The organism is Streptomyces malaysiensis subsp. samsunensis (assembly GCF_024519315.1).
GTDB classification, from domain to species: domain Bacteria; phylum Actinomycetota; class Actinomycetes; order Streptomycetales; family Streptomycetaceae; genus Streptomyces; species Streptomyces malaysiensis.
This window is the reverse complement of record NZ_JANIIC010000093.1, coordinates 1-14,627: the sequence shown is the minus strand read 5'-3', so window position 1 is coordinate 14,627 and position 14,627 is coordinate 1. Positions and strand designations below refer to the sequence as shown.

Here is a 14,627-nt window from a genome sequence, read left to right as displayed (position 1 = left end):
AACAGCAGTGGTGGCTGTGTGCCGGTCACTCTTCCGATCGGGAGAGCCGCATTCAATATCTTCTGACGTTGCTCTTCGTTGCTCCCCGCTGCTCATTGAATGGCGCGCTTACCACTGGTAGAGGCAAGCGATGCAAGTTATCTGCCCTTGCAGTGCCCGGGGGGTTGTCAGTGACCTGTGTTGGCTGTGACAGCCGGGGCCGGAGACGCGCGGCGAGTGGTCGGCACCCGCCCGAGTACGCCGATGCCCGCAGTCTGAGCCACGAGGGCGAGCCCCTCGGCGCTGCCGAGTCCAGTCATAACTCGCATTCGAACGTATAGTGACGCACTGGTAGCGCTGTGTAAATATTTTCCTGTTGTCTCCTGCACGATCGTCCGTTTGCGGACGCTATGACGGTGGAGGGCTCCAGCGGCCCTCTGGTGCTGAACGAGGCATCGTCCGAGACAACCGGAAGGGGCCGAAAGGCCGTGAACGTTTCGTCAGCGGGAGGGGAGCCGGTGACGCCGGAGGAGAGCTTGAGGCGCCCGCCTGGTGCAGTCGCTCTCCCAGTGGACTTCAGGGCGTTCCACCAGCTCTACCGCGCCGCGTACGTGCGCTGGGCCGAGATACACCTCGGATCGAGCGCGGACGCGGAGGAAGCGGTCGACCATGCCTTCGAGCAACTCGCGGTGTCCTGGCAGGCCGTGCTGGCCCAGCCGACGCCCGAGGCGTACGCGTGGAAGGTGGTCAAGAACCGCACCATCGACCTGGCCCGCCGCCGCAACCGCAGGCCCGTGGTCGCCGACGTGGCCGCATTCGAGACCTACGACGTGCGCAACGCCCTTGACCCGATCGGCGAACTGGAGACCTCACTCCTCGTCTACCAGGCGATCAACGATCTCCCGGACCGGCAGCGAGACGTCATCATCCTGCGCTACAGCCTCGGATTCGACGCCGCCACCACCGCACGCATCCTCGGCATCAGCCCGGCCGGGGTCCGGTCCACCGCGCGCCACGCCAGACGGCGCTTGCGCCAGGTCCTCGGGCTGGACGAGCAGGAAGGAAGCCGTGATGGGCACCCAACCGATTGACCGGATGCTGGCTAAGGCCCGCCTGGAGCCTCGTCCTTACCCGCCGGAGAAGCTGGCCGCGGCCGAGGAACGGATCGCCGCGCGGGTCGCCGGCCGTCTCGTGCTCGGCGCGTTGAGCTACGACGCCACCGTGCAGTCCGCACGGGCCCAGTCAGCGCTGCCCAGACCGAGGCAACAGCCCAGTGAGGGGTGGCAGCCGGACGAGAAACTGCTCGAGGACGCCGCCGGTGCCCTGCGCGCGGTGAGCCGCATGGTGGTCGGGGACGAGGGCGCGCTCCAGGAGATGTCCTCGTTCATCGGGGACCGAACCCTCGAGCCCGACGGCGCGGTGATCCTCGGGTGCGTGTTGCAGCTGGCCGCCCGTGAGGACTCCGCGCAGTTCTGGTGGCAGTTCGCCGCCGGCGCCGGGAACACCACCGCCACCTACTGCCTGTACCTCCACCACCTCGCTCTTGGCGAAGGACTGGCTGCCGAATGCTGGTACCGGCAGATGGTGGCCGACCGGCACACTCCCGCCCCCGCGGTGCACGAGGTCCTCATGCACCGTCTGGACCTGGGCCGGGAAGGCCAGGAGCCCACGGCCACCGTACGCATGGCCGTACTCCCGGAGGCAGCCGAAGCGGTCGTCCGCTACGTCCCGACCGCGATCGAGTACGTCGACGGCGTCGAGCTGCCGCTGCCCACCGACGGCTTCGCCGAACACATCGAAGAACTCGCTGCTGCCCACTGAAAGGTCGCCAGGACGCCAGGCTGCGCCGGCCGTCCGGCGCCCCCGGCCAGCCCGTGGGGCCCACACAACCCGCCGTGATGCTGCGGGAGGTCTCCGGCTTCGCTTGCCGCTACTGGGCCCCGCGCAGGTGGTCTTGGCGGGCGGTGACCAGGGCGCGCCAGCGTTCTCGGACGGTGTGTGCGTCGTCAAGCCACAGGACGCTGCTTCCAGCGGGCTGGGGCAGGTCGCCCATGGCCGTGGCGATGTCGACGTAGTAGGCGAAGTCGCCGTTCGCCGTTGCCTCGCTCAGCCGGTCGATAGTGGCGGTGAGGTCGTCCGGTGAGTCGCGTACGGCGTGGTGGAAGGCGAGGACCGTTTCCAGGAGCGGGGTGAGCCAGGCGAGACCGGCGACGGTGATCTCGGTGCGCAGGACGGTGGCGCGGTCGGTGACGTCGTGGTCGGTGCCGGCGTCGCGGATAAGGCCGGCGACGTGGGCGTAGAGGGTGGTGGCGCGCTGGTCGAGCGGGGCGAGGTACTGGTGGGCGAGGGCGAGTTCGTCGTCGGCGCGGGCCGGGTCGGCGAAGGCGGTCACCAGGGCGAGGAGGGTCTGGGCGATGGCCCGCTCGCCCGGGGCGTCGTGCTGTTCGGCTTCGGTCCGAGCGGCTTCGAAGGCGGCGATGGCGCGGTCGACGTCGCCGTGGGGCCACCGGATGTGGGCCAGGACGCGGTGGTGGCGGCCTTTCCAGCCCAGGGTGGGGACGGCGGCGAAGGCGGTGGGGAAGTCGCCGCGGATGCGGGCGAGGCTGGCCAGGCCGCGGTGGGCGCGCGGGGCGAGTCGGCCGCCTGCGTCGGCGACCTGGCGCATGCCGTCCAGGGCTGCGTCGGTGCGGCCGAGGTCTTTGTGGGCTTTGGCCCGGTAGTACAGGGCGAGTTCGGTGAGTTCGCCGGAGAGCAGGCCGGTGTCCAGGACGGCGGTGAGGCGTTCGGCGGTGCGTTCGCGGTGTTCGTGCTGGCGGCGAGCGATGGTAGTGAGGAGGTCGGCCAGGGCGTCGGCGGGTGTGTCCGGGCCCGGCTGCGGCTCGGGGCTCGAGGCCCGGGTGGGTGGGGCGAGGGGTTCCCAGACGGAGTCGTCGGTGTAGGCGAAGGCGGCCTCGGTGAGCCAGCCGGGGGCGTCCAGGTGGTGGTCGCGGGCCAGGCGCAGGCCCTGGCGCAGGCACGCGATCAGGAGGGTCCGGCCGGGGACGGGCGTGCTGGTGCCCTGCCACTGCTCGCCGAGGGCGGCAAGGGCGCGTTCGGCGGCTCGGTGCCAGTCGGCGGGGGTCCAGTGGTCCTCGGTGTGGTCATCAGCCCGTAGCGCGGTGCGGATGGCGTCGTGGAGGTGGTACGGCCAGATCGCGTGCGGATCCTCGGTGATCATCGGCCGCTCGACTAACCGGCGTGCTGCCGCCTGGTGAGCCAGGCCCGCCGCTTCGGTGGCCAGACCCAGGTCGAAAGCATCCAACAGGCTGGCGCTGCGCAGGACATGGCGCTCGTCGGCAGTGAGGTCGGACAGGGTGCGGGCGATGAGGGCGGGGAAGGTGTGGTCGAAGTCCGCGGGAGTGGGAGTGCGGCCGGTGCGGCGGATCTCCAGGAAGCGGGCGACGGCCAGATCCAGGTGGAGCGGCAGGCCGTGCGAGCGCTGGGTGATGACCGCGCGGATCTCAGGGCCGATCAGCGGCTGGTCGTCCTGGGTGAGGCGGTGAGCGAGGTAGGTGTCGCAGTCCTCGGGGGAGAAGTCCCCGATCAGGTGCTGGCGGGCGCCACCCTGCCCGGTAGCCCGGGCCGCCAGCCCGGAGTGGGGGGCCAGGCCGGGCCAGGCGGCGGGGCCGGTGTAGTCGAGCTGGCCCTGAAGGGCATCGTCGGCCCACTGAAGACGGTTACGGCCGCTGATGACGAACAAGCAGTTCGGCATGAGCCATACCAGGCGTTGCAGAAGCCGCTCGGTGTCACGGTGGCGGTCGCCGGTGTCCTCGAAGGTGTCCAGCAGGATCACCGGCGTGACCTTTTTGTCGGCCGGGAGCTGGGCGAGCTCCCACGCCAGCAAGTGCGGGTAGAAGGACAAGGCGTCCAGGTCGGGTTCGGCCTCCAGCAGGTCGGCCAGCCGCGCGCACCCGGCGAGTGCGCGGACGGTCTGCCGGCGCTCCCGCAGCGCCCGCACCAGGGAGCCGGTCACCTGGCCGACCGCGGACCCGACGGTGCCGGGCAGGAGCAGGGCCTGGGCGACGTCGGACAGCGCGGACTGCATCTGCTGCGGCAGCGCACGGCCGAACCGGGAGGTCAGCCCGCCGCGGTTCAGGTATTCCTCCAGCGGCTCGCCGGGATGCTGGTGCTCCCAGTACCGGCGCAGCGCCACGTCGAAGGCGGGCAGGGGGCGGCCGAGCTCGGCGAGCGCGGCCCGGATCGTGAGGACGACTCTCTTGAAGTCGGTGCCGGCGGAACGGGCGAGGTCGATACGTACGGGCCAGATCCGCTCGCCGGACCAGGTCGGTGCGCCCCACTGGGCGGGCCGGTGCCCGGCGTCGGCGAGAGTGGCCTCCAGCTTGCGCGACAACGTCGTCTTGCCGATGCCGCCGACACCATGGAACACGAGCACGTTGTCGCGGGGCGCCTCAAGGTCCTCAACATCGAAGGCCGGATCGGCGATGTGCCGCAGGTGCTCCTCGAGGGCGGTGGCGACAAGGTGCCACTGGTTCTGCCGGTTGGTGAACGCCTCGTTGCTCCCCACGGGGTCATTGGAGCTGAACAGCGCGCGAAGGTCGGCCATGTGATGTGTCCCCCCAGGAGTGATCACCTGCGGACCCAATCTATGCCGCGGGCGGTGGCCGACGGCAGTCCGGCGGGGTAGAGGGGCCGAGAAGGGCCGGTGGTGAACTGAATCCGGCCCAGGCCCGAGAATGATCTTTTTGCCAGCGTTCCCGAACACCTCGAGGTGGTTCTCCATGCACGACCCCGCATCCTCGCCCGACGGACCGTCCCAGCCGGGGCAGCCCCTGGACCCGGGCGGCGACAGTCCCGGGTATGAGGTGGCGCACGAAATCGTGGGGATGGTCATCGCCTGGTACAGCCGGCAACTCCTGCTCGCACGGCGCTCCGGTGACCAGCAGCGCCTGGACGAGCTCAAGACGCGGCGGCAGGAGTGCGTGGAGGACCAGCACCGGCTCAGGGATGCGGAGCCCGAGGAGGTCGGGCGTATCGCCGACGTCTACACCGAGCGGCTGAAGGAGCTGGAAGCCTCCGAGTCGCAGGCCGAGGAGTAGTTGCAGTGGTCTTCGTGCCGCACGGCCCGGTGACCGCGGTATGGGTTCCCGGCCGTGCGGCAGGTCAGAAGCTGTGGTGAAGGGCTACCGACGGAAAACGCTGACTTGCGGACACGCGGCCCCCGCGGAGCGAAAATCCCGCGTACGAGCGTGGAGAACCGGGTGAACCTCGATAAGTCAGTGTCGTCAGGCGGTGATCTATCCCGTGGAATCCAGCGCTTTGCTGGCTTCATGCGTGAACCAATTAACCGAGCTGGCGACCTCCGCAGCCTTGATGGTGTGGCGCTCGATGTACTCAGCCGGATGCTCAGAGGACGAGACCCGACTGTCCTTCCAGGTCACCAGATTGTTGTCGACTACTCGCAGTTTTCTGAGCACTGCGTCCCCAGCCCTGACTACTTCTATAGGGCCTTCCAAGTACAAACGAGCACATGAGGCTCGAATTGTCTGGATTAATTCCTCCAGCTGGCCCAGCAGGCTTTCCACCTCGGCATCGGTGTCCTCCCGGATGAGAGCACGGGATGCCTCTCGCGCGACTGCGCGTGCCTCGGTGATGGGAACGAGCATCGCCGCGTAGGTCTCTTGGCGGATCTCACGCCGCCATCGTGCATGGTCGATGTGGGCTTGGTCTTGCGCCTGTTGACGCATGTACCGGCCCGTGAACACCGCGGTTGCAGTAGTTCCGACGACCCCTACGAAGGCACCGAGCACGGCGGCAAGTCCTTGGTCCACACGAGCAAATTATCGGATGATCCTGGGGGTTGTTTGTAGCTTCTCAGGCGGACACGAGCAGAGCGAGCGCGGCCGCGGGGACGGGTGCGTGGAGCTGGCGCGGCTGCTGGGCGGGCATCAGCGGGCAGGCCAGTCCGGCGATCGCGATGAGGTCGTCGCGGTACTGCGGCATCGCCGCATGCAGCCAGCGCTGGACGGCCCAGAACGGGGCGGCTTCCTCGGGGGTGTAGGGACGCGACTGCTCGGCGACCAGGGCCAACTCGGCGGCAGGGCGCTGTGCCCACCGACCGGGGGCGGTCTGGTCGTTGTGGTAGAGGAGATGGGCGTCGCGCCGCATCACCATGACCGAGTCGGCCACGGATAGCTGCTCGGCGGCCGCCACCACCTCGGGGAGGACCGCGAAGTGCGTGTCGTGCCCGGCAGCGGTGGTGAACCGCGCGGGAAGACCGCGCTGGCCTACCTGGGCGTAGCGGACGGCCGTACCCTGGCGGGAATCGGCCGGGCGCACGGCCAGGACTACCAGCTCCACCCGGTAACCGGCTTGCCGGTACAGGGCCGCGCCGGTGACGAACTCAGCGGTGCTGCCCGGGGTGAGCTCGATGACCACGTCCCCGCGCCGTTCGCGCACATACGCCTCGGCCTGAGCCTGCCAGGCCCGGTAGTCGGCACGGATCCGTGCGGAGGCCGTGCGCGGCTCCTCGCGCAGCAGTTGCAGGTAGTCCGGGTGGGCAACTTTGAAGTCGTCGCCCGTGATGTGAGCCGGGCCATCGCGCAGGGTACGGCGGACCATCTGGGCGGCCCGGGTCTTGCCAGCACCGGGCTGGCCCATCACGTACACGGCGACCGGTTTCTCCTGCGGCGTGATACGCCCCAGGGATGGCACGATCAACTCATCGAAGATGAAGCGGTGTTCCTCTGCGGAGAGCCGGTGATAGTCCACCCCGGGCGGCTCCCGGCGCGGCTGGGCGGTGCGCCGGACCGGCTCGGCCAAGGCGGCGGCGCGCTCGGCGTCGCGGCCCACTGCCAGCGCCCAGTCCTCTGGTAGCCGGGGATCGGTAAGACGCCGGTCGGCGTCGGCGAGCTGGCGGCGGAACCGGCCCGTCTCCCTGGCGTCCCACGGGCGCCTCCGCTCAGCGAGCACCGCACGTGCCGCGCCGATCGGGCGGCGCCAGTCCCCGCAGGAGTCGAGTTCGTTGTCGTACACGACCTCCAGTGCCGCCGAGTCGGCGCGCCGCACGACGAAGATCCGGTCCGCCAGTCGCGTGGTCTCCACCACGGCGAGGGTCTCGAGCAGCGCGGCCGCGCACGTGTCGTGGTTGTCCCAGGAGACGTACCGGGCGCGGCCCTCCTCGGCGAGACGCAGGTATCGGTCCAGAATGCCGAGCTGGCTGACCGCTTCGGGCACGGCCAGGGCCAGGATCTCCACGCGATAGCCCGCTTGCCGGTACGCGGCCATCCCTGCCAGGAACTCCTGCGTGTGGGCCAACGGCGCCTCCACCACCGCGTCGTACCGGCCCTCCCGCACCCGCGCCTCGATGTCGGCCTGCCACCGGTAGGTCTCCGGCCGCACCCGAACCCCGGCGGTACGTACGTCCTCGGCGAGGAAGGCGGTGTAGTGGGGGTGGATGGTCTTGTAGGCGTCGCGGTCCACCCGCACCGCGCCGCCTCGCCGCATGAGCGCGGCGTGTACCAGGTCGACGACCATCGTCTTGCCGCTGCCTGGCTGTCCGGCGACGAACACCACCACCGGCCGCGCCGGGCCCGGCTGAGGCACTGCGCCGCCCAGGACGTGGGGAAGGACGGTGCCGGTCAGGACCTCCTCCGACCAGTCACCGGCCAGAGCCGCCGCTGGAGACCCGGCCGGGGCCGATCCCGCCACGATCGGCTGGTCCTGCCGTGCGGCGTCTTTCGCCCACGTCGGAAGGGCCGCCTGGTCTGGCACCTGGCGGTGTTCGCCCCCGGACAGCGCGGCTGTGCCCACGTCCGTCTCCCGCACCACCGAGCCTCCCCACGTCGTGATCACTTCACAGAGATCGTAAACCCAAGGATAAATCTACTGCAAATCAAAGGGTAAATCCATGGTAGCGTTCAGCATGGAGGTGGAGTATGCCGACTGAGGACGAGCTGTTCAGCACGGTTGACGCGCTGCTGCAGGGGGAGCCGCAAATGCCGCCGCCTGAGGAGCGGGCCCGGCTGCGGGAAGCGGCCGGCGTCACGCAGGCCCGAGTGGCACAGGCCCTGAACATGACGGTGCAGACCCTGAAGAACTGGGAGAACGGCCGGTCCGAACCGCGGCCGCCGCGGCGTCAGGCGTACCTGCGGCTGCTGGACGGATGGGCGGCCCAATACCCCGCCCCCGAACAGGCGCAGGCCCCGGACACATCCGCGGCCGCGCCAATGGCCGGCCGTGCGGAGATCAGCGACGAAGGGGAGTGACCCGGGCGAGCGGCCCTCTCCGGTGGGAACCCCCTGGCGACCTGTTCCGACAGACCGCCAGGGGCTTCGTGCCGCCCGGGCCCACGGGGGAGGCGCCGGGCAAGCTTCCAGGTCCCCGCGGGCGCCCGCACCGAGCGGCTGATGGGCCTGTGCGAGCTGGCAGTCCGCCCACCGTGGCAGTCCCAGGGCATCGGCTCCCAACTGCACGCCGAGCCCCTCAAGGCCATCGCCCCGAAGTGGTCGTCGCTACTCGCGCTGCCCTCCAACCGGCGCGGCCAGGACCTCTACGCCCGGCTCGGCTACGACTACGCCGGCCCCTACCGCAATACCGCCGACGGCCCCGAGTTCGACCTACTCCTCCTCCAGGTCGAGGAATCTGCCTGAGCCCGAGCGGGGCCTCTCACAATGGCATGGAATCGAGTCGGCAGGTGAGGACTACCCAAGGCCGAGGATGGCGATAAGTTCATGTATGAAGGCGTTGAGTAGCGTCAGGCTGGAGCCGGCGGCAGCATTGTCAGGACTACCCGGCAGCCCCGCGGTGTGGTGCACCATGGCCTCCATAATCCAGTCGAGTCGCCGTGCTACCTGGCGTGGATCCGAATTGAACCGGCGACGCGCTTCAAGGAGCTGCGCTGGGGTGACCGCTTCTTCCCTGAGCCGTGTCATCACCTCAATCCGACTGTCGATGTATCCAGCGAGGTCGTCAAGCACCTGCCCGAGGTTCGGCGTATCGCCTCCTGCTGTGGAACCAGTTGCACGATCAGCGTGCGCCGACCAGGAGAACGAGACCTCTACCAGCACGGAGAGCACCCTCGCACGGTCCCAGCACCCTTTCCCAAGACACTGCGCCACCACGAGGCGTGCCTTGCGGATCTGTGCTGTCGAGGCCGACGGGTGAGCCAGGCCATCGACCAAGGCGCTCGCGATCCTGCGATTCTCAGCTGTGGTTGATTGCATTCCCAGCGTGCTGCGCAGAGCTCGTCTTACCTGCTCGGTGGGGAGGTCCAACAGACCGAGCAACCACAGACCGACGATTGTCCTTGCCAGAACGACGCGCCGGTAACGCCATCCTTGCGGCAGACGCTTCCTCACCCACAGAAGTCTGAGAAACAGCTCCCGCTGCTCCGGCGGATACACACGATGGTCACTGCCGTGTTGGCTGCTCTTTCTGAACGCAGGTTGAGCCAGCAGACCAAATTCGGTCCAGTCTCTGATCGAGCGGGAGCTGACCCGCGTGAAGCCCGCCGCATGTGCGTCAGCGACCAGGTCATCGGTAGTGCCGGGCCCTGTATCTGTGGCGGAAATATGTGGTCGCTGCATCATTTGGACCACCCGGCCGCGTTGACGAGCATGGCCGCTACCGCAGCCGCAGCCCCGCGGACAGCGCCCAGCCACCCCTCTCTCCGGAACTCTGACAGTGAAGGACTACCGCCTGAGCAGCATGGTCGTTCTTGCGGCGTACGGGTGGGCACTTCGGTAATCCGGCGGGGCACAACACTCTCCGATCCAGTACACGAGGGGGCCGGGCGGAATCAGCCTCGCGGATGGCCCCTGACTACTGAATCGGCGAAGGCGAATCTGCGGTGTAAGTTCCAGCTGCCGGTGATCGAGGGCCGTCTCAGTGGGTCCGTCATCTGCTGTCCAGGGCTTGGATGATGCGCGCGTGCCTCGCCGCCGCCTGGCCAGCCGGATCTGCGATGCGACGGCGCAGCCGTTCCCTGTTCCGGCTCCCGAGGCCAGCCCGTTGCCGGGCGGCGGGCGGCCGCAGCACCGAGCGCCAGCTCGACGGGTACGGGCTCGACGTCCAGGAGAAGAACGTCCGCCGCTGGTGCCGCGAGGCCGGCCACCGGCTCGGCCGCACCATCTACCGCGACGAAGGACGCTCCGGAACGCTGGAGAGCGCCGACCGCCCCGGCCTGGCCGACGCACTGACTGAAGTCGAGGACGGCACTGCGGACGGCATCATCGCCCCGACCCTCGACAGGTTCGCCCGCACCCTCGTGGTCCAGGAGGCCATCTTGGCCCAGGTCTGGAAGCACGGCGGCCGCGCCTTCACCGCAGACACGGGGGAGGTTCACCCCGATGACCCGGACGACCCGATGCGCACCGCCATGCGGCAGATGATGGGCGTCTTTGCCCAGCTGGAACGCTCGATGATTGCCGCGCGTCTCCGCCATGGTCGGCGCGAGAAGGCGGCTCAGGGCGGTTACGCCTACGGCGCCCCACCGTACGGCTGGCGGGCTCACCAGAAGGAACTCACCCCGGAGGAGGCCGAGCAGGCCGGCCGGGACCGCGCCCGCCAGCTCCGCGACGAGGATGGGCTGTCGTACCGCGAGATCGCCACGGCGCTGGACGCGGAGGGCATCAAGCCGAAGCGTGGGGAGCGTTGGCACCCGGAGACCGTCCGGCGGGTGCTCGCCCACGAGACGCCGTACACGCTCCGTCGCAGGTAATAGTGCGTCGCCGGAGCCATTGCAGGACGCTGAGCCCCCTTGTCCGACAGGATGGGAGGCTGAGCGGGCGCCATCCGTAACAGAGACATGAGGAGGGAACGGTGGACGCGGCCTTAGCAGGTCTGGCGGGCACCACAGTGGGAGCCATGGCGGGCGTTGCTGGTGCGTGGCTAGCGCAGCGAGGGCAGGTTCGTCTCCAGAGAGAGCAGCTGGCTCATCAGGAGAGGGTCCGGTGGTTGGACGACAAGCGTGCGCTCTACCGAGACCTTTTGATCGCCATGCACGGCTGGCACGACGGGATCATGTCCCTGTGGCGGAGCCAGAGTAGCGACGAGCTCGCCGAAGCTCGAGAGACCGCGTACCGGTTCGGAATCGAAGCGGGCCTCATCGCATCACCGCTGACGCTAGTGGCTATCAAGGACGCACGCCGCGGACTGTTCGCGGTGCAGACCGAAGTCGTACTGCGCCAAGTTCCACCGGATGTCAGTGACCCGCTCGCTGAGGTCAAAGAACGACTCGTGAAACTGGAGAATGCCCTGCGCGCCGAGCTTTCCAGCGGCGCCGAACAAGGCGACGGTGCCCGGGCACGTGCTGCGGGGGCCTGACGAGTTGACCGGGTCCGCTCACCGCCGTGCGGCTGCTCACAGGATTCGTACCGGCCCCCGACTTCCGAACGGGCTGAGCCCCTTCCTGAACACGACTCACCGGGGCCAGGAGGGGCGTTGCCTCTCCCGGCTTGACTGTTCGGGAGCCGATCGGTTGTTGTACACCCTCGCTGCGGGCCAACTCTGGACAGCAGATGGAGGCGGACTACCCGCCACCACCACGTACCGGCATACTCGGGTCGCTTTCAGTGACGACCGGAAGGGGTGGGCGTGTTCAAGACGTGGCGCGAGGAATACCGGGCCAACCAGGCCCTGAAGCGGCAGATCGAGCAGGAGCGGTGGGAGCAGGAGAAGCGCTGGCGCGAGGAGGACCGAACCGCGCGGCAGAAGGCCATCGCGGAGAACGCCCCCGCCCTCGCCGCGCACAACGAGCACATGAGGACCGCCACCGGAGTCTCGTACCTGACCTTGGTCTGCCACGAGGACACGTGGACCTTCATGGCCGCCCGCGCCTTCGGCCAGTGGAAACCAGCCTGGACGCAGAGCACCAGGCCGCCCAATATCGCGCGAATCCCCAACGCGCCGGAATGGCAGGAAGCAACGCAGTTCACCGTGGACCCGAACCTGCCGGATGGACGGATCAAGAAACTCGGCCCCGTCTCGGGCGGCAACGGACTCCAGCAAGTGCTCCTCTCCGGACACAACCTCACCCAGCTCCTGAGCGCGCTGTACGAGGGGACGAAGGAGGACGACACCGCGGCTTCTGCTCGTTGCAGTCGGCTCTACAACAAGCTGGTCGAGTTCGTGGAGCTGGTCGATCCGGACGCCGAGGCTGGCCAGACGACCGGTGTCACGTTCCGGATCGATGACAGCGTCGACGCCGCATACGTCACGCAGTAGCCCGGCAGTCCGCGAGTGGAGAGGGGCACCGGTTCTGCCCGTGCCCGCAGGGCCATCAAGGGGAGGAGGCCACATGACATTACGGAACGTCCATCTGAAATGGTCGAAGAAGCACCGAACACGCCTGGAGAAGGCCGCCGCTGGCGTGGCAAAGGTGGATCTGCTCTGCACCGCACTGACGTGGCGAATGCTGCGAGTCCAGGCCGCGAGCCAGTTCAGTACCGTGAAGTTCCCCGGGGAAGCCAAGCAAGGCACCACCGACAAGGCGATGGTGCGCGTCCCGCTCACCGGCCCGCAGCTGGCGCAGTTCATGGAGCGCACTTTGTGGGGCACCCTTCCCATGGTCGCCGCCACTCCTGGGCATCGAGCCCTGTACCAGCGGGCGTACGACGCTGCTGCCTCAGTGGTAGATGGGGTCGACCTCTCCGCAGCGGGCGGTGCAACCGCGCCCGACATCGTGATCGATGCGCGGATCGGCACGGAGTAACTGCGTTCCAAGACCCCAACGGGCCTTCAGGTGAGGGCCCGTTCATGGGCCCGGGGTCCCCCCGGGCCCATCGCCGTCAGGCAGTCAGGCCGGGCACGCCGGTGGCAGACCCACCGGGTGACAGGTACTCCTGTAGAGCCCGTTCCCGCCACCGCTTCGCGCCGTCCGTGTAATGCGCGTCCCGACGATTGGTGGCCATGTGCTCCCGGGTCAGGTCGATAACCCAGTCCTCGACCTGGTGGTGCTTTTCCAGGTCGTCCAGCGCCTTGCGCATCCGTAGCCGTTCGTCGCTCTCGCCCGCCAGCCTGACGTCGTTGAGGGCGTCCATGATGCAGATCATCCCGGCGCGCAGGAAGTCACGGTAGGGCTGCCCGCCGGCCTCCAGCCGGGCGGCGGTCTGCTCGGTGGTGAGCGCGCCCCCGCTGCGCTCGGCGAGCGCAGCCGCCAGGTCGGCGTCTTCCCGCTGGCGGGCTTTGTCGTAGCGGGCGGACCGTTCGGCGTACGGCTCGTCGGGGTGCAGGTCCATCAGGGCTCGACCCTCCTGCGTGGAATCGTGCTTCCAGGCGTCCGGGAAGCGGGGGCCCCAGGTCTCCGCGAACGCGTACGGGCCGCCAGTGCCGACGCGCAGCAGGGTCGCGGCGATGCTCGCCGGGTTTCGGCCGCCGGGGATCCACGCGAGCGTCGTCCAGCCGTCCGTCTCGGACCAGACCCGCAGATCGTAGTTCGGCGGGTGCTCCTCCCCCTGGAACCAGGTCGGCTCCGGGGTGGGCGCGGTGGACTCGGGTCGGCCCGCGGGCCAAGTGTCGTACGGCAGGCGAGGAACGACAGGCCGGTTCGGGGCGGCGTCGACCTGGTGGACCAGGGAGGGCAGGGTGCCCAGATCCGAGGTGACGTGCTGCCAGACCTCGGCGCGCAGGGCGCCGCAGTCGCCGCTGATTTGGCGCTTCGGGGCCCCCAGCCGGTGGGCGACCATTGCCTCGGCCAGCAGGACCGCCTTGTCGAAGCTGGCGCTCCACCCGTCCGTCTCCCAGCACGGGGTATCGCCCGTGTGGGTCTCGCCCGGGATGCCGTCCGGAACGTAGTAGACCCGCACCTCGTACGGCAGGTCCGCGCTGGGGCACATCGGGTCGAGCCCACTGGGGAACACTCCGGGCTGGTCGACGGCCCAGCCGTTGTGGACGTAACGCCAGAACGGCTCTCGGCTGGAGCACCAGACCACCGGCCACAGCGCGGCGACCTCCACCTGGCCGTCCGGCAGCCGGCGCGGCACGGGCACCCGCGTGCCCTTGTCGACTACCCCGACGCAGTCTCCGACCTCGCGGATGACGACGCCGTCGGCGGCGGGCTCGACCAGGCCCCAGCGGACACCGTTGTCGCGCTGGACCATCGTCCGGCGTGCATCCTCGTTCCAGATCTCCCGCACGAGCACGACGCCGTGCTCGGCGACGGCGGCGGACAGGGCCGACACCACCAGGTCGTCCCACTCCCCGGATGCGGGGTCGGGGACGGGCCGCTCCAGCAGGCGTCGGCGAGCGGCGGTGTAGGAGATCCCCTCCCGCGCGGCCAACTCCCGGGCGAGGGACTTGAAGTCCCGGTTCTGGGTCACGATCGATCACCTTCTGCGAGAGCCCCACGCACCCCCGCCGGCGAGATCGATGTCAGCGAAGAGATACGGCACGGAGGTTCCACACCCCTTGTCCTCGTCGCCAGTCCCGGCGTGGGCGGGGCGCTGGCTCGGAGTCAGGCCGACGTGCGACGGCCACCTCTCACGGTAGAGGCCGCCACCGACAACAACTGGCGAAGAACAGCAACAGACCACACGGACTACCAAACTTGTGGCCCCTGTGGCGCGTGGGACAAGGCGGATAGGCGTCTCGGCCTGACCGTCAGTCCGGGGGCAGTAGTTCCCAGTTCGCTCGACTCCAGCCCCCAAGGCCTT

Annotated in this window: 14 protein-coding genes; 9 read left to right on the top strand and 5 right to left on the bottom strand. The window is 69.1% G+C overall.

What is annotated here, in order from left to right; all coding sequences use genetic code 11:
• Window positions 1-548: 548 nt before the first annotated feature.
• Entirely contained in the window at window positions 549-1,070 is a 522-nt protein-coding gene (locus NQU54_RS44050; RefSeq protein WP_257635920.1) for an RNA polymerase sigma factor, read from the top strand.
• Window positions 1,051-1,800, top strand: coding sequence for a hypothetical protein (locus NQU54_RS44045; RefSeq protein WP_257635919.1), 750 nt, complete (start codon window positions 1,051-1,053; stop codon window positions 1,798-1,800). Before NQU54_RS44050 ends, NQU54_RS44045 begins: the two co-directional genes overlap by 20 nt.
• 109 nt (window positions 1,801-1,909) lie before the next feature.
• Here the strand turns inward: NQU54_RS44045 and NQU54_RS44040 are convergent, their stop codons facing one another.
• Window positions 1,910-4,582: an ATP/GTP-binding protein gene (locus tag NQU54_RS44040; RefSeq protein WP_257635918.1), complete on the bottom strand. Its 2,673-nt coding sequence runs from the start codon at window positions 4,580-4,582 to the stop codon at window positions 1,910-1,912.
• 175 nt (window positions 4,583-4,757) lie between these two features.
• On the opposite strand from NQU54_RS44040, the gene NQU54_RS44035 reads away from it, so the two are divergent.
• Entirely contained in the window at window positions 4,758-5,075 is a 318-nt protein-coding gene (locus tag NQU54_RS44035) for a hypothetical protein (RefSeq protein WP_257635917.1), read from the top strand.
• 198 nt (window positions 5,076-5,273) lie between these two features.
• On the opposite strand, the gene NQU54_RS44030 is transcribed toward NQU54_RS44035, so the two are convergent.
• Window positions 5,274-5,807 carry a hypothetical protein gene (locus NQU54_RS44030; protein ID WP_257635916.1) on the bottom strand — a complete coding sequence of 178 codons (534 nt, stop codon included), beginning with the start codon at window positions 5,805-5,807 and terminating at the stop codon, window positions 5,274-5,276.
• Window positions 5,808-5,850: 43 nt separating this feature from the next.
• Complete coding sequence (locus NQU54_RS44025) at window positions 5,851-7,830, bottom strand: zeta toxin family protein (protein ID WP_257635915.1); 1,980 nt, start codon at window positions 7,828-7,830, stop codon at window positions 5,851-5,853.
• Window positions 7,831-7,913: 83 nt separating this feature from the next.
• On the opposite strand from NQU54_RS44025, the gene NQU54_RS44020 reads away from it, so the two are divergent.
• On the top strand, window positions 7,914-8,243 hold the full coding sequence (locus NQU54_RS44020) for a helix-turn-helix domain-containing protein (RefSeq protein WP_372506402.1): 330 nt from the start codon (window positions 7,914-7,916) through the stop codon (window positions 8,241-8,243).
• A gap of 141 nt (window positions 8,244-8,384) precedes the next feature.
• Entirely contained in the window at window positions 8,385-8,627 is a 243-nt protein-coding gene (locus NQU54_RS44015) for a GNAT family N-acetyltransferase (RefSeq protein WP_257635914.1), read from the top strand.
• Between the two features lie 51 nt (window positions 8,628-8,678).
• Here NQU54_RS44015 and NQU54_RS44010 read toward each other — a convergent pair whose 3' ends face one another.
• Window positions 8,679-9,566 (bottom strand): hypothetical protein, encoded by an 888-nt coding sequence (locus NQU54_RS44010; protein WP_257635913.1) that lies wholly within the window; start codon window positions 9,564-9,566, stop codon window positions 8,679-8,681.
• Between the two features lie 374 nt (window positions 9,567-9,940).
• Between NQU54_RS44010 and NQU54_RS44005 the strand changes: the two genes are divergently transcribed.
• The 4 genes from NQU54_RS44005 to NQU54_RS43990 all read left to right on the top strand — a co-directional run bounded on the left by NQU54_RS44005 (window position 9,941) and on the right by NQU54_RS43990 (window position 12,688).
• Entirely contained in the window at window positions 9,941-10,696 is a 756-nt protein-coding gene (locus NQU54_RS44005) for a recombinase family protein (protein ID WP_257635912.1), read from the top strand.
• Window positions 10,697-10,932: 236 nt separating this feature from the next.
• Window positions 10,933-11,301, top strand: a complete 369-nt coding sequence (locus tag NQU54_RS44000; RefSeq protein WP_257635911.1) for a hypothetical protein — start codon at window positions 10,933-10,935, stop codon at window positions 11,299-11,301.
• 270 nt (window positions 11,302-11,571) lie between these two features.
• Entirely contained in the window at window positions 11,572-12,201 is a 630-nt protein-coding gene (locus tag NQU54_RS43995) for a hypothetical protein (RefSeq protein WP_257635910.1), read from the top strand.
• Window positions 12,202-12,274: 73 nt separating this feature from the next.
• Window positions 12,275-12,688: a hypothetical protein gene (locus NQU54_RS43990; protein WP_257635909.1), complete on the top strand. Its 414-nt coding sequence runs from the start codon at window positions 12,275-12,277 to the stop codon at window positions 12,686-12,688.
• A 76-nt stretch (window positions 12,689-12,764) separates the two neighbouring features.
• Here the strand turns inward: NQU54_RS43990 and NQU54_RS43985 are convergent, their stop codons facing one another.
• On the bottom strand, window positions 12,765-14,294 hold the full coding sequence (locus tag NQU54_RS43985) for a hypothetical protein (protein WP_257635908.1): 1,530 nt from the start codon (window positions 14,292-14,294) through the stop codon (window positions 12,765-12,767).
• Window positions 14,295-14,627: the final 333 nt, after the last annotated feature.